General features: G+C 38.9%; 19 protein-coding genes and 1 pseudogene. 11 read left to right on the top strand and 9 right to left on the bottom strand.

All coding sequences use genetic code 11. From position 1 onward, the window contains the following. The first annotated feature begins 77 nt into the window (after nucleotides 1–77). The 4 genes and pseudogenes from JMX13_RS08870 (at nucleotide 78) to JMX13_RS08855 (ending at nucleotide 3288) form a co-directional block, all read left to right on the top strand. Complete coding sequence (locus JMX13_RS08870; protein WP_201612161.1) at nucleotides 78–1028, top strand: EamA family transporter; 951 nt, start codon at nucleotides 78–80, stop codon at nucleotides 1026–1028. 225 nt (nucleotides 1029–1253) lie between these two features. Continuing rightward, nucleotides 1254–1370 (top strand): annotated as a pseudogene (locus JMX13_RS13820) (AraC family transcriptional regulator); the annotation flags it as partial. 85 nt (nucleotides 1371–1455) lie between these two features. After that, nucleotides 1456–2448 (top strand): virulence protein RhuM/Fic/DOC family protein, encoded by a 993-nt coding sequence (gene rhuM, locus JMX13_RS08860; RefSeq protein WP_201612160.1) that lies wholly within the window; start codon nucleotides 1456–1458, stop codon nucleotides 2446–2448. Between the two features lie 96 nt (nucleotides 2449–2544). After that, the gene (locus tag JMX13_RS08855) at nucleotides 2545–3288 is read left to right on the top strand and encodes a zinc-dependent peptidase (RefSeq protein ID WP_201612159.1); all 744 of its coding nucleotides are present in this window, start codon (nucleotides 2545–2547) and stop codon (nucleotides 3286–3288) included. 147 nt (nucleotides 3289–3435) lie between these two features. Here JMX13_RS08855 and JMX13_RS08850 read toward each other — a convergent pair whose 3' ends face one another. Next, on the bottom strand, nucleotides 3436–4110 hold the full coding sequence (locus tag JMX13_RS08850) for a hypothetical protein (RefSeq protein WP_201612158.1): 675 nt from the start codon (nucleotides 4108–4110) through the stop codon (nucleotides 3436–3438). Between the two features lie 252 nt (nucleotides 4111–4362). Between JMX13_RS08850 and JMX13_RS08845 the strand changes: the two genes are divergently transcribed. The 5 genes from JMX13_RS08845 (at nucleotide 4363) to JMX13_RS08825 (ending at nucleotide 10971) form a co-directional block, all read left to right on the top strand. Beyond that, nucleotides 4363–4848, top strand: a complete 486-nt coding sequence (locus tag JMX13_RS08845; protein WP_201612157.1) for a hypothetical protein — start codon at nucleotides 4363–4365, stop codon at nucleotides 4846–4848. 323 nt (nucleotides 4849–5171) lie between these two features. Then, complete coding sequence (locus tag JMX13_RS08840; RefSeq protein ID WP_201612156.1) at nucleotides 5172–6536, top strand: site-specific integrase; 1365 nt, start codon at nucleotides 5172–5174, stop codon at nucleotides 6534–6536. 1 nt (nucleotide 6537) lies between these two features. Then, nucleotides 6538–8109 carry a site-specific integrase gene (locus JMX13_RS08835; protein ID WP_201612155.1) on the top strand — a complete coding sequence of 524 codons (1572 nt, stop codon included), beginning with the start codon at nucleotides 6538–6540 and terminating at the stop codon, nucleotides 8107–8109. Between the two features lie 8 nt (nucleotides 8110–8117). Further along, entirely contained in the window at nucleotides 8118–10490 is a 2373-nt protein-coding gene (locus tag JMX13_RS08830) for a hypothetical protein (protein ID WP_201612154.1), read from the top strand. Further along, nucleotides 10477–10971, top strand: a complete 495-nt coding sequence (locus JMX13_RS08825; RefSeq protein WP_201612153.1) for a hypothetical protein — start codon at nucleotides 10477–10479, stop codon at nucleotides 10969–10971. Before JMX13_RS08830 ends, JMX13_RS08825 begins: the two co-directional genes overlap by 14 nt. A gap of 52 nt (nucleotides 10972–11023) precedes the next feature. Here JMX13_RS08825 and JMX13_RS08820 read toward each other — a convergent pair whose 3' ends face one another. Continuing rightward, nucleotides 11024–11326, bottom strand: coding sequence for a hypothetical protein (locus tag JMX13_RS08820; protein WP_201612152.1), 303 nt, complete (start codon nucleotides 11324–11326; stop codon nucleotides 11024–11026). A 200-nt stretch (nucleotides 11327–11526) separates the two neighbouring features. Between JMX13_RS08820 and JMX13_RS08815 the strand changes: the two genes are divergently transcribed. Further along, nucleotides 11527–11736, top strand: coding sequence for a helix-turn-helix domain-containing protein (locus tag JMX13_RS08815; protein ID WP_227686270.1), 210 nt, complete (start codon nucleotides 11527–11529; stop codon nucleotides 11734–11736). A 140-nt stretch (nucleotides 11737–11876) separates the two neighbouring features. On the opposite strand, the gene JMX13_RS08810 is transcribed toward JMX13_RS08815, so the two are convergent. The 7 genes from JMX13_RS08810 to JMX13_RS08780 form a co-directional block, all read right to left on the bottom strand. Beyond that, nucleotides 11877–12704 carry a restriction endonuclease gene (locus tag JMX13_RS08810; protein ID WP_201612151.1) on the bottom strand — a complete coding sequence of 276 codons (828 nt, stop codon included), beginning with the start codon at nucleotides 12702–12704 and terminating at the stop codon, nucleotides 11877–11879. A gap of 49 nt (nucleotides 12705–12753) precedes the next feature. Further along, complete coding sequence (locus JMX13_RS08805) at nucleotides 12754–13476, bottom strand: DUF2971 domain-containing protein (protein ID WP_201612150.1); 723 nt, start codon at nucleotides 13474–13476, stop codon at nucleotides 12754–12756. A gap of 8 nt (nucleotides 13477–13484) precedes the next feature. Continuing rightward, nucleotides 13485–14117, bottom strand: coding sequence for an AbiV family abortive infection protein (locus JMX13_RS08800; RefSeq protein WP_201612149.1), 633 nt, complete (start codon nucleotides 14115–14117; stop codon nucleotides 13485–13487). 90 nt (nucleotides 14118–14207) lie between these two features. Next, nucleotides 14208–17390: a type I restriction endonuclease subunit R gene (locus JMX13_RS08795; RefSeq protein WP_201612148.1), complete on the bottom strand. Its 3183-nt coding sequence runs from the start codon at nucleotides 17388–17390 to the stop codon at nucleotides 14208–14210. 77 nt (nucleotides 17391–17467) lie between these two features. Next, on the bottom strand, nucleotides 17468–18325 hold the full coding sequence (locus JMX13_RS08790; RefSeq protein ID WP_201612147.1) for a hypothetical protein: 858 nt from the start codon (nucleotides 18323–18325) through the stop codon (nucleotides 17468–17470). Between the two features lie 52 nt (nucleotides 18326–18377). Beyond that, the gene (locus tag JMX13_RS08785) at nucleotides 18378–19778 is read right to left on the bottom strand and encodes a restriction endonuclease subunit S (RefSeq protein WP_201612146.1); all 1401 of its coding nucleotides are present in this window, start codon (nucleotides 19776–19778) and stop codon (nucleotides 18378–18380) included. Beyond that, nucleotides 19768–21357 (bottom strand): type I restriction-modification system subunit M, encoded by a 1590-nt coding sequence (locus tag JMX13_RS08780; RefSeq protein ID WP_201612145.1) that lies wholly within the window; start codon nucleotides 21355–21357, stop codon nucleotides 19768–19770. Before JMX13_RS08780 ends, JMX13_RS08785 begins: the two co-directional genes overlap by 11 nt. A gap of 431 nt (nucleotides 21358–21788) precedes the next feature. Here JMX13_RS08780 and JMX13_RS08775 point away from each other — a divergent pair, with 431 nt between their 5' ends. Next, nucleotides 21789–22331: a recombinase family protein gene (locus tag JMX13_RS08775; RefSeq protein ID WP_201612144.1), complete on the top strand. Its 543-nt coding sequence runs from the start codon at nucleotides 21789–21791 to the stop codon at nucleotides 22329–22331. Nucleotides 22332–22369 lie beyond the last annotated feature (38 nt).

Here is a 22369-nt window from a genome sequence, read left to right as displayed (position 1 = left end):
ATTTATACTGGTCAATTCCATCACGTCCAAATACAACAATTTAATGTCAATAAATAATCATTATTTAGGATAATCCTATGACTCCAATCCACATTGCTTTAGCCGTATTGGTTACCTTTATATGGGGTGTAAACTTTACCTTTATTGCATGGGCGCTTGAAAGCTTTCCACCATTGATGTTAACCGCTCTACGTTTTTTCTTTACTGCCATGCCGTTGGTTTTATTCCTTAAACCGCCCAAATTCAACCGTACCTTATTTATCTATGCTATCGGTACTTTTGTTATGCAGTATGCCTTTGTATTTACCGCGATGCACCTAGGTGCATCAGCAGGGTTGACGGCGCTCTTGTTGCAAGTCCAGATTTTCATCACCGTCCTATTGGCCTATGTCATTTTGGGAGAGTCTGTGGGTCGCATGCAGATTATCGGTATGCTGGTCGGTGTGCTAGGGCTGGGTGTGATTGCCTTTAACCTTGGTGGTGACATGCCCTTGGTTGGCTTTATCTGCATACTGATTGCAGCCATAGGTTGGAGCTTTGGCAATATTGCTTCAAAACAGGCCTCAATGCAGCAGAGTACCAGTAACATCTCTACTGCCTCGCCTGTTAATAGCAACAATAAAGCGTCAAATAAGTCATCGGCACTGTCTTCGCTATCACTAGTAGTATGGGGCGGTCTGATTGCATGTATAGTTTTGACTCTATCTTCTCTGCTATTTGAAAATGAGGCATGGACGCTTGCAACACTCACACAGGCATCTTTCAAGTCTTGGTTATCGCTTGGATTTATCGTCTATATCTCAACCCTGATTGGTTTTGGATTGTGGGCGCATTTGCTTAGTCAAAATATAGCCTCTAAGGTTATGCCTTTTGCTCTACTGGTGCCAGTATTCGGTATGGCGACTTCAGTGTTGTTCACAGGGGAAATAGTGACATGGTGGAAGATGCTAGCAATGGTGCTCATCTTATCTGGACTGATATTGGCTAATGTGAAGGTAGGACTGGGAAGAAAGGCTGCTCACGCATAGTAGTAAATAACTGATGCAACTGATAAGCCAGATCAAGCGCGCTGAAGGGTAGAGATAAATGGTCATGTAGACCGGCATATTCTTTTATTTTTCCTGTATAAATGCGCTTCTTCTGACTCAAATTTTTCGACAAGGCGTCTTTTATGAGCAACGCTCACCCCTCTATAGATCCTATTACCTTATCTGTCGTACCTGGTGTCATAGTTAAAAACCAAAAGCTACGTAACCATAGATGAAGTAGCGCATAGAGTCGGTTATGGCGACCAAGGTTACTTTGCACGCATTTATAAGCAGCATTTCGGTTATAGGCCGCGAGATACTCCAAGCACAAGCACAGGATAGTCATTGTTATGTACTCTGTCATGCAGTCGCTGTATGATTTATGAAGTGAGCATAAGCGTATATATTAAGTTAAGGAAAAACCAAGATGACTGATTCTACGAATGATAAAGCAGCAAAAGTAGAGATATATGAAAGCGCTGATGGAAAGGCGCAGGTAGACGTACGTTTTGAGCAAGAGACTGTTTGGCTGTCACAAGCACAAATGACCGAGCTGTTTGGTCGTGACCAGTCAGTTATTTCGCGTCATATTGCCAATGCCATCAATGATGAAGAAATCGCTGAAAAAAGCAATATGCAAAAAATGCATATTCCAAATTCTGATCGCCCTGTGAATTTTTATGACTTAGATGTGGTTATCTCAGTAGGGTATCGCATCAAATCTTCCCAAGGTGTGCAGTTTAGACGCTGGGCAACCCAGCGCTTACGCGAATACTTAGTTCAAGGCTATACGCTCAATCAAGAGCGCTTTGATAAAAACTCAAGCGAGCTACAACAAGCGTTAAATTTAATTAGAAAAACCGCGCAAAGTCCCGAGCTGAAAACCGATGAAGGTCGAGGCTTGGTTGAGATTATCAGTCGTTATACACAGACATTTTTATGGTTACAGCGCTATGATGAAGGCTTGCTTGATAATCCTGCAGGGCAAGAGGGCGGTATCTTACCGAGTCCAACTGAGGCAATGGCAGCGCTGACGGACTTAAAAGCACAGCTGATAGCAAGGGGCGAGGCGACTGAATTGTTCGCCAAGCCTCGAGGTGATGGTTTGGACAGTGTACTGGGTAATTTACAGCAGACGGTGTTTGGCGAGCCTGCATACCCGACCATCGAGAGTAAAGCGGCGCATCTGCTGTACTTTATGGTCAAAAACCATCCTTTTACCGATGGCAATAAACGCAGCGGCGCTTTTTTGTTTGTAGATTTTCTGCACCGTAATAATCGACTGCTCAATGATAAAGGTGATATGGTCATCAATAACACCGGGCTTGCCGCATTAACCTTATTGGTCGCTGAATCTGACCCCAACCAAAAAAAAACCTTGATTAAATTAATTATGAATATGTTGTCGTTAGAGTCTTGATAAGTAGGCTTATTGTCAGCACCATTTAACCCCTTAAAACACATAACGCCAATAATAAAAAGTACAGTCTAACGACAAAATTAAAGGAAATTTAATATGTTTAGCATGATAAAAGACTGGCGCGAGCAGCGCATATTGGACAACAGCGAGTTTATCCATGCTGACTGGCTGCAAGCGGCTCAGCGTATTGTCATACTTGATAGGCTAAACGAGAATGAGCTAACACGCCTGTTTGAACTGGCGACGTTATTTTTGGCTAACAAGTCGATTACTGGCGCGCAGGGTTTCGATATTACCGATGCGGTCAAGCAATCTATCGCATTACAAGCTTGCCTCCCTATTTTAAACCTAAGCCTTGAGTGGTACGCTGGCTGGTCGGCCATTATTATTTATTCTGGTTCCTATAAGAGCGAAACCACCACCGTAGATGAGTTGGGTATCGTCCACGAAGGTAGCCAACACCGCAGCGGCGAAGCGTGGTTACGCGGTCCTGTCATTCTGTCGTGGAAAGATGCCAAACACTCAGGCGAGCGCGACGGTCATAACGTGGTCATTCATGAGTTTGTGCATAAGCTCGATATGTTAAATGGTCGCGCCAATGGTTTTCCGCCGCTGCAAACCGATATGGATCCTGCGCGCTGGACTGAGATTATGACGCGAGACTTTGAGGATTTTCAAACCCATCATAAATCAGGTCTTGATCGTTACGGTGCAACCAATCCAGCGGAGTTTTTTGCGGTACTCAGTGAAGTGTTTTTTGAGACGCCGCAAAAGCTGGTCGACGCTTACCCTGACATTTACGAGATTATGGTGAAGTTTTTTCGCCAAACGCCGCTTTAATAAAAATCATCAGTATTAAGTATCTATAGCAAATAAAAATATATATAGGTGAAAAAAGCAATAAAAAGGGCAGTGTATGGATTCAATAACACCGCCCTGTGCTAGTTTTTATGGCTATAAACTCATGTTTTTATGGATAAAAAGGCTTTAAACCGTCCATTGGTCATTGATGATAGCCACTAAATAACGTTTGCCTTGATAGTCATCAAATACTAAGCGCATGCCACGCCAATCCATACCGTCATACTCGTCCGTACCCTTATAATAAAAATCAACCACGTCTGATTTTGGGTAAACATCCTTCACGTTATTAATCATATTACCTCTAGACTCAAAATCATTAATTTTTATGCGAGCATCGTTAAACTTTTTAGCATCAACCCAAGTCGCCAAATACGTCGGTAGCGGCGTGACCAATAACTCCCCAGTACCATCCAAATCACCCCAAGTAAAGCGGATTTTGGACTGTTGTAGGTATTGGGCGAATTGTTCACGGCTAAAGACCTTATCGGTCTCAGGTCGCACATACGCATACATCGAAAAACGAACGCCGCGAGTTGGGTGGATATCATTGGTGATGCGAGCAAAGTCATTAGTCGCCAACGCACGCTGAATACGCAACGCTTGCTGTCTGAGCGTTTGCTGGCTGGTGTCAGAGATGACGGGCGCTGAGGTATTACCATTTTGCTGATTGGGTATTCTGACATTAGAATCAGCAGAAGATGAGCAGCCAGTCGCAACAAGTAGGGAGGCAAAGCACGCAGCTGTTATTAATTTATAAAACCCTGACTGAGAAATATCAAAACGAGATGACGGCATCATAAGAATATCCTTATCGTAGCTTATTGAAATTAGAGCGGCATTAGACCTGAGACCTGAGACCTGAATAAATACTGAGTTAAATGGGCGTTTGCTCATCAATAGTACTCATAACTCATCAAAGTTCATAATGGTGCTGTGTGAACGGGATTTTCTCTCGATAAACCTAACCAACATAAGTATGTAGTAAAATAGTAGTTTATATGACTTTTTATGAATATAATACATAAAAAGTCATAGCAAATGGAGGGCACCATGCAGAAAACGACATTTTCCATCATGATGTTAATCATAGGGTTTTCTGCTATGGCTGCGACCGCCAATCTAACAGAGACCTTGCAGACGACGTTTGCCATGAAAGTTAAGACAATCGCTGATATGTACCAGCAAGATGTGGATAATCAAGGTCAGGATTATCCGATGGTTTTGCAACAATATGGCAGCCAAGAGCTACAGGCGGCAATGCAGCTTGAGCAGGATTATTTTGCTAGAGAGCAAATGTCATGTCATATTGGTTATGACGTGTTATGGAGTTCGCAAGATCCTGACTATGAGCAAGATAAGCAGTTTTCAGTGACCACGCAAGGATTGGTGCAAGTCAGCTTAACGCAAGGCAATGCTGTATATTATGAATTGTCATGTAAGAGCATTGATAATGAAGTGGCTTGCCAAGTGACAGATGTCATTCTAGATGAGGACGGCAAATCTTTACGAGAGCATTTGCTAAAGAATTGTCGTTAGTTAATATTTGAGATGTTGGTATTGGTATTAAAAGTATTGATGTTAAATGTTGGTATAAACCATATAGATATTTAAGTTCTACTAGAAACGAATGTAAAGATTCACAAATTAAAAATATTGCGTACTCAACTCTTAAGACCGTTGGTTTGTTTTCGCATAATGTATATTATGTTAAATGAAGTCTATATGCTATTAAGTTCATAGTACAGGCTGGGATCCTTATATATCAAGTACATAAGAATTAAATAAACTAAAGCTATCTTATCATTATGTTTATGAGATATTATCTTCATAATACATAGTGTCTATGAGAGATTAAGTTCATGTTCGTGTTATCGCCTATTGTTATGCCAGATGGCTCAAAGATAAAGATACTTTTTGATGTAAAGACTACGCTGCCTCTTCTATACCCATTACGATACTCTATAGACCATCTCAATAATAGATCCTCTTCTAGTCAGGATGCATCTCTACAAGCAATCAAATACTTTTATGAATATTGGTTGGAAAAGCATGGCAAGACATTCTGCTACAGCTTTTTTGAGTCGGATCATAATCCATCGATAGCTATAGACGAGCTAGATAATTTTTTTCAGTATCTTGTTGACGGGTACTCATACACTCCTAAAATAATTAAATTCAATCCTACTCCAAGTGGAAGCATTTATACTCATGCTGAACGTACACGCGCTGTAGCACGTTTCATTAAATATCTAATAAGTAAGTATGTATCTGCTCAATATTATGATGATGAACCAAAAGAAATCATAAGGTATTCAGATAGAATGCTGAAGAATTTAAAGATAAAAACTGAAGGATATAGCTCTCTACTTGTACGTAGAAAAGTAGATGAATCTAATGTAAATCAGGGGTATAAAAGTTTAACCTTAGAAATGGTAGCTGCTATATATGGAATTATCACTCCAAGCTCTAATAAAAAAAGAAATGAGTTAAATCCTTTTTCCACAATACCATTACAGTGGCGTAACTACCTTATCGTTAGAATTCTTTTAAATTATGGGTTGAGAGTTGGTGAGCTAATGTTGCTCGAGTTAGAATCCATCAAAACAAATATAAGAGGAAACAAATATAGCTTGATAATAGCCAATATATCAGATGATAATCATGATTCAAGAGCACGACTACCCTCTTTAAAGACTGATAATGCTCATAGAGTTATTGATATCGAACAACACGATTATGACTTTTTACAGTTCTACATAAATAGAATTAGACCTAAAGCTAAACACCGCTTTGTATTTACAGCATTAAAAGCACCATTTAGCCCACTTTCTTACCCTGCAATTTACCTCTTATTCAACAAGTTAGATGATGCTTTTACAAAGAACTATCCGACTTTTAAAAATACTAAATATTCTGATTCTATTGACAAGATAACTCCCCATGTAGCAAGACATACGTGGGCATACCTTACGTTAGAGAGCATATATGAGAAAAAATACAAGGAAGTACTAAAACTATCGTCGAAATCAGGTATCGATTTTTCTAATAATGGAATAATGGAAGATTCAAAGTCCGAACTTAGAGAGCTTGCTGGTTGGAGTTATGGAAGCCATATGCCAACCCACTATGCTAAGCGCTTTATGAAAGAAAGAGCAAATGAGTCTAATCTAGAACGAATAAAAGCAGAGACAGCTACATATGCTGAAAATATAGGAACTTTCTGAGATGTATGCAATCAATAAGGTTAAAGAAGCTGATGAGTTACTTCCACTCCTGTCAACAAAGCAAATTGCGTTCATCAATAAGTTATCCATACCCCCTACTCTTTTATTCAAAAATGCTACAGCCTTTGATACTAAAAGAATAAAAACAAGTAATGATTTATGGAAATACAGTTTTTCTGGGCGTGATCATGTAATAAAATTTACTGGTGAAAAAAATACTATTCAGCTAAAAAAATATATTTTGGTTTCTTATATTAGTAAAAATTCTCCTTCCTCATTAGATAAGCATAGTGCAGTTTTAGATAATTTATTTGATATTTCATATCACTTAGACGGTTTTTCGTATAACAGTTCGGTTTTAGCTATTGATGAATTTACTGATCAACCAAGTTTCTACTTTGCTCTTTTTATCATAAGAATTCTTTGTACCATTGATTTTCCTGAATTTCCTTATAACAAACTTGAAGATTTAACGTTTATACCTCGTCCAATTAATGTTGCATGGTTGAGTTATCAAAATATAGATAACGTTCTCTCTACATATGATAAGAATTTAATCAATAAAGGCCTTAAAGAGATATCCGTAAGAATTAACAACAACGAAGGCGACTTGGTAACTGAACAAGAGTTAATGGACAGCTCTATCCTTGGTTTATGTTACACCTGCGGTATTCGTCCGGTACAAGCAGCTAGGCTAGCAGTGATGGATTTAAGAGTTGACTCTAGTAGATCAAAAGATAATTTCAAACGCTATAGCATATCAATACCTTATGCAAAACAACAGAAGCTAGTAATTGAAAAGGCATTAATTGCTATACCTTCTGATTTAGCGGATATATTAAAAGAATATCAGAGACGTTTAAATAAAAAGCCTGATGAGCAATTTTTCAATATCGGCTATGCAGCTACTGGGTTTGTTAATCGCGCTATTAACAGACAGATGTTACGTTTTGCTCCAGAAGATATTAGAGAGGCAATAAACAATAATTTAATGCTCCAGCCGCTATATAGTTCCTATGATTTTCGTCATAACGTAGGACATTCTCTAGCAATGAGTGGGGCAAGTGCTGATGAAATCGCTTATATTTTAGGACACTCCACTTTGGTAGCCGCTAAAAACTACATCATGGCAACGCCAGAACTTGCACTTGTACGCGCTAAAGTACTTGGTACAAATCCTGTATGGCAGACTATGATTTCAATGATGTTGACCGGATCTATAATTCAAAAAAGCGACTGGAAAGGCAAAGAGGTTTTTGGGGTAATTGACGGTAGTATTCATGCTGGTATAGGTGGCTGTAGTCGATCCTATGTAGATTGTCCATTTTCAGAGGTAAGAGCTTGCTACGGCTGCCTCTACTACCATCCTTTTGTAGAAGGCGATCATCAATCTGTATTATCGAGTATAAAGAATGAATTAATAGATTTAATAGAAATTTCAGATTCTATAGGTTGTTCTAATAATCCACTTATTCAGGTTCATGAAAGTACGAAGATTGAGGTTGAATCAGTAATTGCTCGTTGTAGGATATATCAAGATGATAGCTCTCAAACTATCTCTCAGAAGCGATAGGACGATAAATGAAAAAACTCTTAGAAAATTTCCAGCAGTTTATAGATGAACAGCAAGACTATTTTTACACCTATCTTTCCAGCGACTTCAGCGATAATTGGGATGATGATAATTGGTATGTTGGAAGGCATAGTACTGGTTGGCTACAGGGTTCAGGTAAATCAACTTTGCCTTTTAGCCTAATACATAAGACTACAAAAGGTTTTGACTCTAATTTTACGATTGATAGCAAAGAATACAAAGACTTTATGAAAGCGGTGCTAGTATTTAATTATCGTAAAAAACAATCCATTTCTACAACTGTAGCAGTTGCTAGTGTTCTGATATTAAAACGTTGGTATCACTCTTTGTTTATCTTGACAGGTCAGAAACATCCTGTCTATCTTACGACTGATATCATAAACGATGCTATGAATACGTATGTAAACTCTTCCAAAACTGGCGATCCTAATATTGTAGGTACATTTTGTCGCTGTGCCGAGCTACAAAATCCCGTTAATTATTATGCCTTTAGTATTTCACCATTGAATTTTAAAAACAACTTGAAATTTACTAACCCCTTGAATTATACAAAGAAAGCAAAGAAAGCTAATAGTCTTAAAAAGGAGAAACAGTTAGACGACACTAAGGTAGATGATAAGGACAAATTGATTAGTATTTCTACATTTCTTAACATCATCTCTCTAATAAACAAATGTGAGACTACTGGTGAAAAGATACTTCTTAATCTAGTACTTCTACTTATAATTACGGGATTTCGGTCCATTGAAGCGACAACCTTGAGAAAAGACTCTTTAGTTAGACGCGAAATTGAGGATCTAGTTACTCAAGAAAAGCTAAAAAAGAAAGGTGTGCCGCTATATTTTCTTGGTATTAAATATGTAGGTGCCAAAGGCGCTGGAGAAAGAATTCATTGGGTTGAACCATTAGCTATACCTCTAGTCGAATCTATTTTCTCTATCGTTACAGAATTAACTAAACCATTTCGTGAACACTTGAGCTATCTGCGTAGTAAAGAATTCTCAGACTATCTACCCCAGCCGATTGATGACTTGCCAACTGATATGGTTGAAATATCTGATGTTCATAAATTTATTGTAGGAACTACTCTAAACTACAGCGGTAAAAATGGTGGCCGTGAGAAGACTTATAAGATTTTGCAAAATGCAGGTATATCTCCAATTAAAAAAGGTATATTCACCTTTTATAGAAAGAAAGAACTAAGCCAATATATCGCTGATAATTTCCGAAATAATAAAAAACAATCAAAAGAGCCATGTGCACTTGTCTGGACAGCAAAAAGTAAGCAACATAAGGTCTTCTATGAGGATCTACTCTTTATTCATGCTTATCGCTCAACGAATTTAGCTAGAGAAATAATGAATATAGCAAATCCAGTGCCTTTTGATATAGTTAGTATAAATGGCTTTCTAGGTGCTCTTGAAGCAAAATCAGCATTTGAGAAATACGGATTAAAAGAGCCTAACGGCGATTTTTCTAAGCTAACAAGTCATATTCCTAGACACAATATAAATACCTTTCTAGCTATTGCCAACATATCTGACCATCTACAGGCGATGCTCATGGGCCGAGTTGATATTTCTCAAAATGATCATTATAAGCATATTGCTATCGAACATCGTCAAAAAGCAACCTCAATCCTCCCTTATACTTCTAAAATAACTATTCACGAAGAGGGTTCAGAGAATATTGATAGTAAGTTATATAATCAGACTCCATTAGAAAAAGTAAAAGAAACAGGTGTTATGCGCTTATCTAAAAATTTAGATTTAGAGAAAAATCTAAAATCTAACTTACATACGTTTGATGATCGTGACGATGTTGCCAAATTTATGAAAGCATCGTTTTTAGATGGCATCTTTGATGATATTCGTGACTCTTTTGAAGAGTTGAAAGAGTTAGAAGGTGATGATGCAGCAAGCGAGCTCGTTAATCGCCATGCAGATCTGCATCCTCTAAATTTTGGCTCTTGTACTTATAACATAGCGCTCTGGGGTTGTTCCTACAGACTTAAATGTCAAAGTGGAGAGCCCTGTAGTTACTTTACTTTAACGGGCCGTGTTGACGAGGTAGACAAATTGCTCTTTATCAAAAATAAACTCGAGAGAAATTTGTACGAGTTAAAAAAAGTCGCTATAAAAGGAGCTCCTCTCCAACACAGAATTGATAAAATAAACTCTATGTTGGAGAACATTAATACTCTTGAGATAAAGGCAAAAGAAATTGCGCAAAGCCGCAATACTATCAATATATACCAACCATTATCAGATAGTAATAACTCTAGAGATATTACTACCTTAGCCGATTTGTTTGCTTTGGAGTATACGTATCAACAGGGAGAAAATAATGAAACGAGGTAAACTGTTAGATGAAGCTATAGAAAAAGAATTGCAACTTATGCTTGCTGAGGGTTTTGAAACCTCGCCTATCTCACACAAGGCTTTACATGATCGCTTAATTGCTAAAAAAATTGTAAGTGGCAGTCTAAGTACTTTGAGTACTATAGAACGTAAGAATATAATTGCACACTATATAGGTGAGCAACTTAGCCCGCTTAAGCTAAAGCCTAAAGAAAAGCAACAGTACATAAATGGGAAGACTCGTGATGCACTTACGAGCAAAAACGCACAGCTTCAAGCAGAGATAGCCTCATTAAAAGATCTTCTAGCACGGAATACAATCTCATTAGTGAAAATAATTAATGCAGTTAGTATAAACTCTTCGATTCCTGTAGAGAGGATTATTGCTCCTCATATTATAAGAGAAATGAAGGATAAAAAATCATTAGAAAATGAAGCTCAAAAAAGCGAAAAAATTGACATAGATAACATATTCAACTAAAAACTAGGAGGTATACAGAACCCGGTACGGGCTCACTCTTATCAACATTTTTTTAACTTATTTGGATTTTTATTTTAATTGATGAGTGTTTGATATTTAAATTTTCTTCTTGTTCATTTAAGCAGTGGTTTTGATGCAGTTTTCTTTCTTGAACTATTAACTCATTTGCATTGTTCTTTTTAATACTCCTTTTATATTTGTGATAGTTCTGCTGAACTGCTTGTAGAGAAATATTAATTTGATATTTATCTCGTAATAAGTTAGCTATCTCAGAGTAAGTGTAGCTCTTACTTTGAGAGTCATAAGTCTCTACTATGAATCTAATTGCTTCTCTGGTAAGTTTGGGTTTAGCCATTTAGACATACCTTAATATTCTTTATGATTTTTTTACTAAAATAACGGGTAATTCTAACCACTTATCACGTTCATTATAATCTTCGACGATTAACATACATTTCTTGTTTTATTCTCTTAGGCTTTAATATACCGACTATATCCCGTGGATATTATACCCTACCGCTGTGAGTATTGCTATTTTTAGCAGTGGTTAATGAGATGACAATAGATGAGCGTATGATTGCCTTTGGCAAACGTGTCCGTGAGGTTCGCAAAAGCAAAGGAATATCTCAGGAAAAACTAGCAGAGATGGCAGCTATTGATCGAAGTTATATGGGAAATATCGAACGTGGAGAGAAAAACATTACACTAAAGAAAGCATATGAGATATGCGATGCGTTGGGTATTGAGATACGAGATTTAGTCTAAGGTTCAGACCAAATCTCATGAAATGTATGCTTTGTCTTAAGTGATTCTATTACGAGTCATTAGCTTGAATGGCAGCTAAGCATGCAGCAGAGCCGCTAATACATTCGAAAACCTGAAGCGGTCCAGTTGTTTATACCAAACTAATAACGATTTGCATCTATAGATGGTCCATATATTCCTACACCACTAATTGGCTTTGTATCAAAAATATAACTTCCAAATATTGAGTTGAAACTTTCTTCAGCATCTATGAAGTATTGCAAAATAGCCTCTAACAACTCCCGAAAAGTCGAGCTATACCATGTGACTCCTGGTGTAATCTTAGATAAAGTTTCTATTTTAAAACTCTCAAGGTCAGAAGGTGTATTAAGTAAAGTACCAGTATTGAACATAGGACTTATACTGGGCATATTAAACATTGCCAACATAAATGAAGATACACGATACTCCGAACGTAACCGATCAAACAAATCCTTATTTTCTTTGGAAAGTTTGTTGTATTCTCTATCACGATAACTACCAAATTCTTCAGTGTATTGTAAGACACGGTCTGCAGCGTCCCCAACACGAGGGCAGAAATATCTCGTCCACCAAGCTTCAAAATATCGTTGTTGAAATTCTAAATAAGTTAGACCAACTATATTTGTATTTCTCGTATACTCCTTCGCTCCAGATTGTAGCCCGTGCTTAGAAATAATAAATCCAATATTGGCTCCAGTTTCATGCATAACAGTCGTAAATGAATGTACAACAGATTGAGGAATAGATGAACTCCAGTTTTTACACTCAACAATATACTTTATGTTGTCTAAGCTTAATGAGTCGATAGCCAAAACGTCAACATTAACAGAGCCACGTGGGGTAGATATACTTACTTCGACTTCTGACGACAAGCCAACATTGCGAAATATTTTCTTCACACCTAATTGAAGGTCTTGCCATTTATCAGGATATGGATTATCAATCATAGAGTTTGGAGTATCCTTTTAGCTAAGCGTAAGAATTGTTCTGTCTAACTCATGTATATCGTGGTGTGCCTTTCAAGCTTGATATATCTACTCGATCACCGATACCCTTTTCAATAGCTAATTTTCGAACCTTCTCAATATCTGTGTCTGATAAAAATGGTCCAAGATGAATTCGCTCAATCAGATCGGTTATTTCAAATTTAACTTTTATACCGTGCTCAGGTATATCTACTCCAAACTCTTCTGCCAATCGGAGAGAAATACCTATCCGAAACTCTTTTTCCCAATCGAAAGCAGTGTGCTTATGCCAAAACCGTTCTATCATACTAACTTTCAGTTTTCCTTTGGTAAGATCAACATATTTGACATTGCCAACGCATAGATTTTCTTCAGCATATTTAGGGCTTAATCTAAACGGTTTTATGGATTTTTTTATCTTATCTAAGTTGGTTTGTATAGCCACACCCTTCCATTCATCGGCGTATAACTGCCACATGGCATCGCTTTCATACAAGGATCTATGCCAACAACTTACTTTGGTTAAACGTTTTAATTCTTCAAAAGCTTTTTCAGTACCTTCAAGTTTCGTATAACGTGGATCAGTTTTATATTCTGAAGATACTATTGCCACAGCTCCTTCAAACTTATCATTAAACTCACGAGCTGAAGCAAAGTACAATTCACCAGTGTTCAGAAAATCTATTAGCCTTTCTGTTTTAAAATATCGCCATAATGGTTCTATAGTATTTGGCTCATCGCCGATAAAGTTCATAATCTATCCTAATTGGTTTGTTGCATATTTTTAAGGATGGTTTCCACTTTTATATAGAACTCATTAGCCTTATCGCATATATTCGATGCGCTTGCAGTCATACCCCAAAACTCATCAACAAAAATTTCAACGGCTATTAACAAATGCTCTGCGGCTAGATTAGAATTTACATATTTTGATGGAATATGTAAGCTTTCATTATCCCTCGCAAAATATAATGATTTTTCCCTTAGTGATGAATATTCGCCAGAACTATAGCCTTCGAAGATCTCCTTAGCTCTATCAGCACCAATACTATTAGCTATGCGATCACCAATTAGGTAAACAGGTGATATTGCAATTTTATGCTTCATTCTATGGTTAAAGAGATGATCTTTTCCTCGTTTTACTTTTAGTAAATCCTTTTGTTGTGCTGCACGCATATACCCAGCTTTTACTTTGGCAATTTCTTCAAATATAGTAATTGATAAAAAAAGAGAGGGGGCAAAACTACCGTTTTTCAACAAAGTATATGATGCGCATATCAAATCGTAGATGTGAGCAATAGCATCGTTATATTCTTCTCGACCATGTAAGCCCGTATACTCATCTGAAAATATTACAGAAGCTTCTACGGCTATGTTATTTCCGCTCTTTCCCACAATGTATTCTCTCTTGTTAGCTCTATTTATCTGTTCTAGAAGTTAAATTTGATTTAAAGACGCTGTTATTTTTGAAATATATCCTATCTATCAAGCCACCCTACTCTTCTTAAAGTTCTCAGCCTGCTCAAATATTTCTTTATAAACCTCTTTTGAATCAACAGGTGGATAACCCCATTCATCGAGCAATATCATCAGGTCAAACTGTAGCTCCGCTTTGATATCATCGCGCTTATTCCAGTCGGTATACCTTGCCTTGTCATCGATGAGTTTTTTCACTTCTTTTGACAGCTCAAGCAGCTTGTCTTCTGGATAGGTAAAATCGTACTTATGCGCCAGCGACAGCAGGATGTCGTAAAACGCTTTTTCTTCAAAGTCGATACCCATCTCACCAAACGATGCCATCTCAACCCGTAGCTCGTTGTATAGCTTGATGATTTCATCCGAGAAATCACCAATAACTTCAGCACGCAATACATCTTGCTCGTCACGGTCATTATACTTCTCGACCAAAGCATTCATCTTTTTACTGAAATCAACGCCCTTTACCTTGTTGGTTTTTTTAAGCTCACCAATGGCTTTAGCGAGTAGCTGCTGTAACAATTCTAGCTTAGTATTGGGCTGCTTGATTACTTCAAGCTTGGCTAGGTAGTCTTCATCGAAGATATCGATCTCACCGTCGGTGTTATCGCCCAGCTTGAAGATCTCTTCAACGCCATCACTCATCAGCGCGTCTTTGACCAGGTCACGTACCTTTTGGTTTATCTGCTCAACGTCAGGTGCACCGCCAGTAGTGATTTTAAAGATAATGGTACGAATAGCTAGGTAGTAATGAATCTTGTCTTTATGAGTCTTGGTGAGCGCTTCACTACCCACGCAAATATCATAGGCAGACTTCAGACGCTTAGCTAAATCCATAAAGCGTTTCTCTAGCTTTTTAGATTGCAATGCAAAGTCAGCCGCCGCATTTAAGCAACTGAGCTGCTCTAGTGGCGTGCCATTAAAGTACAAGCTAGAGTCAAACTTATGATAGACCGTATCAAGTAGGTCTAAATGGTCTTTAACTACCACGACTGACTTTTGGATATCGTCTAGGTTTTGAACCTGACCACCAGTGTAATGAGAGAGCGCCAGATTCATCTGCTTTTTAATGCCGATGTAATCGACCACTAAGCCACTCTCTTTGCCTTCAAACTTACGGTTGACCCGTGAGATGGTTTGAATCAGGCTGTGCTTTTGTAGTGGTTTATCGATGTAGATGGTATCTAGGAATGGTACGTCAAAGCCTGTAAGCCACATATCGACAACAATGGCGATTTTAAAGTTGGACTTGCCATTTTTAAACTGACGATCAAGCTCTTTGCGATAGTCTTTATTACCCAGATTGTCCCACATGCCTTTTTCATCGTCTTTGTTACGAGTCATGATCATCTTGACTCGCTCCATGGGCTTGACCTTTTTCTTATCACTTTCAGATAAGGCTGAGCCTTCCTCGCATGCTCGCACCTCATTCCATTCAGGACGCAGCTCTATAATGTCTTTATAGAGCTGATAGGCGGCTTCACGGCTACTACAAACAAACATCGCTTTGCCTTTCTGCGTCGTACCCTCTTCTACTCGCGCTTCATAGTGCGCAACAAAGTCTTCAGCAATGGCTCTGATGCGATCAGGGTCACCAAGAATGGTGGACATACTCGCCATGGCTTTTTTGCTTTTCTCTATCTGATATTCATTGGTGCCAGCGTCCGCGCTTTCTTTATAGTATTTTTCTACTTCATCCAGCTGCTTGCTATCGAGTAGTACTTTAGCAGCGCGGCCTTCATAGACGATACGTACCGTGATTTCATCGAATACCGACTCAACCATGGTATAGCTGTCAATGACTGGACCGAAGACATCAAGGGTGGCATCAATCGGTGTGCCTGTGAAGCCAACGTAGGTGGCATTGGGCAATGAGTCATGCAGGTATTTAGCAAAGCCATAAGTCTTTTTGACGCCATCTTCAGTGACGGTGACCTTTTGCTGTAGGTTAATTTGGCTACGGTGTGCTTCATCAGAGATACAGATGACGTTGGTACGCTCGGTCAGTAGGGCTAAGTCTTCGGTGAACTTATGAATGGTGGTTAGGAATACGCCGCCACTTCTGCGTCCTTTTAGCTGTTCGCGTAGATGCGCTCGACTCTCAACACTGATGATATTGTCATCACCGATATAGGTCTTAGCATTGGTAAAGGTTTCAGACAGCTGACCGTCTAAGTCGGTGCGATCAGTGATTAAAATAATGGTCGGACTGCCAAGCTCCACATCTCGCATCAATAATCGTGCTAGAAACAACATGGTAAAGCTCTTACCACAGCCAGTCGCGCCAAAGTACGTACCACCCTTTCCATCACGTAAAGCATCGCTCTCATCAAACTTGCCGTTTGCATCAAGCACTTTCATATGACGTTTAATATTGTCAAACAGTTTGGTGGCGGCATAATACTGCGGGTAACGACAGACGATTTTCTCTTCCCTGCTTGATTTGTCAGGCACATAGATGAAGTTGCGAATGACATCAACCAAACGTGCTTTATCAAATAATCCGCTCATCATGGTTAGCAATGAATGGATACCGTCTTTCTCAAGCTTTTCATCGCCCGTCACTTTGCGCCAAGAGTAATAGAACTCATAAGGCGCAAAGAACGAACCCATCTTTGAGTTGACCCCATCACTGATGACGCATAAGGCATTGTATTTAAACAGCTCTGGAATATCGCGCTTATAGCGAGTGGTCAGCTGGGTGTAGGCATCAAACATAGTGGCATCTTCACGGATGCTGCTCTTAAACTCAAACACCACCAGTGGTAAGCCGTTGATATAAAGAATGCCATCAGGAATACGCAGCTCAAAGCCTTGTATCTCCATCTGATTGACGATGCGATAGCGATTGTCATCGCGTGCTTCATAATCAATGAGCTGGATGTATAGGTCTTTTTGGGTATAGTCCTCACGCTTCAAGAAAAACCCGTCAGCGACAAACTTCATAATGGCTTTGTTGGTGTCGTACAGATCAGACGCAGGAAGGTACTCAAGCTTATGGATGATGGACTCAATCTCATATTCTGTGATCAAGTCTGCTTGATAACGAGTGGCTAGAAACTGTCGAAGATCAGACTTAATCAGCACATCATCAGGATTACGATCAAGTGCTTCACCAACCGTATGTGGATAGCCCTCAGCTGCTAGTAGTTCGATAATGGCTTGTTCAAGTCTGTCTTCGGTGAATTTCAATGGTAAGTCCTTTTTATTATTCTGTATTATCTTTATCAACGATTAATACGCCAGTTCACGGCTAAACCAAAGCTAAATTATTCATAAGCTTTTTTTGTTGGATTGAACTTCACAATCTTGCTGTAATTAACATGCTCAATACGCTCATAGTCTTCAGTAGGCTTTTCGCCTTTATATGTCAACATAATGGGGTAATACATGGTATTGGTGTTCTCAGACAGTACTTTGAAAGTTCCTTCATATGCGTAATATAGAGGTGAGTCTTCATCATAAACACCGTTTTCCATTCCAGCATCGCCTAGAGCATACAAATTAATGAAATCATTTTCAGGCAACTGTAAAACGTCCCACCACTGTACGAAGATGCCATGATAAAAAGAGCCATTTTTTAACACGCTACCTGTTATCTCTTTGCCTAAAGGTTGCATCGTATTTTTAATACTTTTTTCATCAAGCATTATTCGACCACTAACACCAGTAGGTTCTACCTTTTTTGGCGTCCGACTTACTAACTGGAATAGACCATTATTTAGCTTTTTAAAACTGTAAATATCAGCTGTTGCTTTACATGCGTGGCAAGATACAAGCGACCCCGTATTACTGTCGATCTTAACCTTCTCAATAATGACTAAGTAACGTGCCTCTCCTACATTGTTTTTATACTCAACAACAGGGTTCATTAAAGCGGCTGTCCTTTCACCGTCGCTATTCGCTTTACCTAAGCCAACGTGTGGCACCGCTTCAATAGTTTCGTCATCTATAAAAAAAGAAAACATTTCACCACTATAAAACTCACGCATGACTTCTTTAAAGCTTAAGTCTTTGATTTTGACTTGAGCCATTTGAGTGGCAGAGAATGCAGGAGCTGCTGCCATTACAGGAGTCGCAGATAAAGCGCCCAAGCTGAGTGCCAAACTAAGTAAAAGCTTCTTCATCTTGAACTCCATTAATGATTATATTTTTGGGATAAACGTTTACTGTTAAAAGCTATATTGCTTCATCCACCAGTGCAGCAGCATCTGCAATACGAAGCTCGCCTGACATTAACTTAGGCAAAAGGGTGTCGCGAAGTTTGGCTAGGTTTTCAGAGTTCTCTTCATTTTTATATATTTTATTGTGATAAGGCACTAGAACTTGATCGGTGAAATAATCAACTAACGCTTTTTCACTGGGTAAAGTCAGCATTAATTGTGACAAAACATCAAATGTTATTTGCGGGAAAGTTCCCGAACGATCTTCTGCCATGTACTGTAAGTCTAAAACAACACTCTCTTGTTTAAGATAAAAATAAGAAAAAAGCGACTTAACACTACTTACAGACCTCAATACCATTAACTTTGTAGAAACAACGTAGTCATCTGCCTCAAAGTTTACATAAGCATATCGCTTGTTTTTGGGTCTGATTTCACTATATAAAATATCATCTCTTTTTATAGATTTTTTAGCTTGTCCAGGTAAACTAGATGCATCAGAATAATTTTTATGGAGAAATTTTCCAGCTAATATGTCACCTGTATTAAGAAATATGACTTCATTAACAGTTTTGAGTGGGTAAGTTATAGATACTGATTCAACTAAATCACTAATTCTCTTTATACCCCACCCCCTCGGAATCCAACCCATTTCCTCAGTGAACTCAAACTCATCAGGGAATAAACTCTGAATCTCTGAATTGTCTTTTTTCTCAATCGCTTTACGCTGTTCAGCACGATCCATAAATTCATCAGGAATGGCGTTACCAGCCGCGAGCGCGTTATCAATCACCGGATCAAAATCTACAAACCAGCTTTTGAATAACGCCTGCGCCATCGCTTCTAGCGTCTCGTTCATCTGGTGGTTAAGCTCGATTTTGTCATCTAAAGAACCAAGAATATGAGCAATGGCTTTTTGAGTTTTAAGGTCGGGCAGTTTTACAGGAAACTTCCGAAGATACTCAAGGTTTATTTTTGGCACTCCCGTGCAATCAGAATCGCGTATTATCTTCTCGATTGTTTGGGGTGAAGAAACAACGTAGTAAATATATGCAGGTAATGCCTTTAATGGATCTACCCGTAGGCGCATTTGATTAGAGGAAAGAATATATCTTGTAAATATCGAGGGATTGGGAATAATTCCAGTTTGACCAAGCGTGCCCTTTTTGGTGAAAATTATGTCATCTGGCAGGCATTCACTGCGTTGCAGTTTTTCAAATGCATCTTGAGAAATATAAACAAATTCATGCTGTTTAAACTTTTCTTTTCCCAGTGATAAATTACTTCCACGTATAACAGGAATACCCTCAGTTACATAGCTTGAAGCTGGAAGATTTGAGCCAAACGGCCCATCAACCACACCACCACAAGGATCAGCTATTCCCCCTAAAGTCGTTTCAATCCAATTACTCGCCATAACCCAATACCTCCAAGTTCTGACAAATAGTCGCATCAAGCTTTTTAGACTCTTGCATCTGTGCATATAACGTTTGGCTTAGCTCTAACATTTTAGTCTCAAACGGAATACCGTCATCTTCGATAGCAGCAGCACCGACATAACGCCCAGGGGTGAGCACATAGCCATTGGCTTTGATATCTTCTAGACTGGCTGATTTACAGTAACCTGCCTCGTCATCGTACGCTTCATAACCGCCAGCTTCTTTCTCACCACGCCATGCATGATAAGTCTTGGCAATCCCCTCAATATCATCTTTCGTGAGTTCTTTATTGGTGCGGCTAATCATACTGCCGATAGCACGTGCATCAATGAATAGCGTCTCACCGCTGCGATTACGTAAGCCGCGAGCTTGGCTATCAGCGGACTTGGCGGCTTTGTCTTTACTGATGAACCATAAGCACACCGGAATCTGCGTGGTATAAAACAGCTGACCCGGTAGCGCAATCATACAATCGACCAGATCGTTTTTGATGATTTGCTCGCGTATCTCACCTTCGCCGCTAGTAGTGGTAGACATCGAGCCGTTCGCCAGTACGAAACCTGCTGTACCGTGCTCAGATAGCTTGGATATCATGTGCAATATCCATGCATAGTTGGCATTGCCCGTCGGCGGTGTCGGATAGCCTGCCCAACGTGGATCATCGACCAGTTCATCAGAGGCGCGCCAATCCTTTTGGTTAAAAGGTGGGTTTGCCATAATGAAGTCCGCTTTTAGGTCTTCGTGCTGATCTTTAAAGAACGTATCGGCTGCCACATCGCCCAAGTTGCTAGAGATACCACGAATGGCAAGGTTCATCTTAGCAAGCTTATAGGTGGTGCTAGTATACTCTTGCCCATAGATAGACACGTCTTTGGTATTGCCGTGGTGACTCTCGATGAATTTGATGGACTGGACGAACATACCGCCCGAGCCGCAGCAGGGGTCATAGATTTTGCCTTGATACGGCTCAACCATTTCTGCAATCAGATTGACCACAGACTTAGGCGTATAGAACTCACCACCGCCCTTGCCTTCAGTCGCGGCAAACTTACCCAAGAAATACTCGTACACGCGCCCTACCGTGTCTTCTTCTGGATTACCAATAGTATCGATGTTATTGACCACATCAATCAAAGCGGCAAGCTTACTGGCCGTTAAACCAAGACGAGAGAAATAGTTATCAGGCAATGCGCCTTTCAATGATTGGTTGGTCTTCTCAATCGTGCTGAGCGCTGTGTCGATTTTGAGCGCGATGTCTTCTTGCTTAGCATTCTGCTGGATGAAACTCCAACGGCTCTCTTCTGGCAAATAGAACACGTTATCTTTGGTATAGGCTTGCACCATATCGATATGCTTTTCATAGCCTGTATCGATAAGCTTTTGGCGCTGCTGCTCAAAAGTATCACTGATGAACTTTAAGAAAATCAGGCTAAGGACGATATGCTTATATTCTGAGGATTCGACGCTACCTCGTAGCTTGTTGGCGGCATCCCAAAGGGCTTCTTCAAAATTACCATTGTCTGTTTTATCTTTTTTGCTTACCAGTGTTTTAGCCATGTTCTTTTGTTCTCTATTTGCGATACTTTCAATTTTTATGATGAATTGTGTTTAATTATGATATGCAATACAGGTATGATTACGACTACTTTTGCGATATAGCTATCGCCTTATAATATTGAAATCAGTATCATTAATTTTGTTTGGTATTATACCATCATAAGAATACTTGAGCGCCATGATATACAGAGCATCATTCCCTCTGTAGTTTGGATATTTTTGGTTATATTCATCGAGATATGCAAACTAGTGCAAAGATGTTATTTTTGCAAAAAAATGAATAACTTGCTATGAAAATTCTATCATTAGACTATTCTCAAACGGTAAAATAATTAAATGATAATTAGTCTATCATTAGAGTTTTTTTAGTTATTAAATGATAGTATTATCACTAAATATTAAAATATAAGTCTAAATGATAGGTTGATACTATGACAGTCAGAATTTATGTAAGAGCGAGTACCAGAGACCAAGATGCTAAAAGAGCATTGACTGACTTGATTAGCTTTAGCAAAATTTATGATGAGAGCTATGTTGAGTATATCGAGAATTACAGTGGCACTAAGTTAGATAGACCAGCATTAAATAAGTTACTTGATGATGCCCAGCAAGGTGATATCCTATTGGTAGAGAGCGTAGATAGACTTAGTCGACTATCACAAGGTGACTTTGCTGTCTTAAAACAAAGAATTAAAGATAAAGGTCTCAGATTAGTAGTAGCTGATCTACCTACTACGCATACAATTAATGGTGGTATGACTGGTGATATACTAGCTGTAGTAAATAACATGCTGATCGATTTACTAGCGACGATGGCTAAACTAGATAACGACAAGCGCAGAGAGCGTATTAAGCAGGGATTGGCTAATAGTGGTTATAAGCCATCAGGTAAGAAAGCCAATACAGCAAAGCATAAACGTATCTTAGAACTAAATAGACCCCACTCTCAACTTGAAATAAGCAAATCAAACTGAAGAGGCGGGTTACCAAGTTTTTTATTGAGTACAAAGCA

Origin of the sequence: Psychrobacter immobilis, from assembly GCF_904846285.1 — a bacterium.
In the GTDB taxonomy this organism is placed as follows: Bacteria; Pseudomonadota; Gammaproteobacteria; order Pseudomonadales; family Moraxellaceae; genus Psychrobacter; species Psychrobacter immobilis_D.
Note: the sequence above shows the minus strand (reverse complement) of the source record. Positions and strands in the feature narration are given on the sequence as shown.

What these genes read in the sequence shown, in the direction of transcription:
- JMX13_RS08870 (WP_201612161.1), top strand. Translation starts at nt 78, where the DNA reads ATGACTCCAATCCACATTGCTTTAGCCGTATTGGTTACCTTTATATGG.
- rhuM (WP_201612160.1), top strand. Translation starts at nt 1,456, where the DNA reads ATGACTGATTCTACGAATGATAAAGCAGCAAAAGTAGAGATATATGAA.
- JMX13_RS08855 (WP_201612159.1), top strand. Translation starts at nt 2,545, where the DNA reads ATGTTTAGCATGATAAAAGACTGGCGCGAGCAGCGCATATTGGACAAC.
- JMX13_RS08850 (WP_201612158.1), bottom strand. Translation starts at nt 4,110, where the DNA reads ATGATGCCGTCATCTCGTTTTGATATTTCTCAGTCAGGGTTTTATAAA.
- JMX13_RS08845 (WP_201612157.1), top strand. Translation starts at nt 4,363, where the DNA reads ATGCAGAAAACGACATTTTCCATCATGATGTTAATCATAGGGTTTTCT.
- JMX13_RS08840 (WP_201612156.1), top strand. Translation starts at nt 5,172, where the DNA reads ATGTTCGTGTTATCGCCTATTGTTATGCCAGATGGCTCAAAGATAAAG.
- JMX13_RS08835 (WP_201612155.1), top strand. Translation starts at nt 6,538, where the DNA reads ATGTATGCAATCAATAAGGTTAAAGAAGCTGATGAGTTACTTCCACTC.
- JMX13_RS08830 (WP_201612154.1), top strand. Translation starts at nt 8,118, where the DNA reads ATGAAAAAACTCTTAGAAAATTTCCAGCAGTTTATAGATGAACAGCAA.
- JMX13_RS08825 (WP_201612153.1), top strand. Translation starts at nt 10,477, where the DNA reads ATGAAACGAGGTAAACTGTTAGATGAAGCTATAGAAAAAGAATTGCAA.
- JMX13_RS08820 (WP_201612152.1), bottom strand. Translation starts at nt 11,326, where the DNA reads ATGGCTAAACCCAAACTTACCAGAGAAGCAATTAGATTCATAGTAGAG.
- JMX13_RS08815 (WP_227686270.1), top strand. Translation starts at nt 11,527, where the DNA reads ATGACAATAGATGAGCGTATGATTGCCTTTGGCAAACGTGTCCGTGAG.
- JMX13_RS08810 (WP_201612151.1), bottom strand. Translation starts at nt 12,704, where the DNA reads ATGATTGATAATCCATATCCTGATAAATGGCAAGACCTTCAATTAGGT.
- JMX13_RS08805 (WP_201612150.1), bottom strand. Translation starts at nt 13,476, where the DNA reads ATGAACTTTATCGGCGATGAGCCAAATACTATAGAACCATTATGGCGA.
- JMX13_RS08790 (WP_201612147.1), bottom strand. Translation starts at nt 18,325, where the DNA reads ATGAAGAAGCTTTTACTTAGTTTGGCACTCAGCTTGGGCGCTTTATCT.
- JMX13_RS08785 (WP_201612146.1), bottom strand. Translation starts at nt 19,778, where the DNA reads ATGGCGAGTAATTGGATTGAAACGACTTTAGGGGGAATAGCTGATCCT.
- JMX13_RS08780 (WP_201612145.1), bottom strand. Translation starts at nt 21,357, where the DNA reads ATGGCTAAAACACTGGTAAGCAAAAAAGATAAAACAGACAATGGTAAT.
- JMX13_RS08775 (WP_201612144.1), top strand. Translation starts at nt 21,789, where the DNA reads ATGACAGTCAGAATTTATGTAAGAGCGAGTACCAGAGACCAAGATGCT.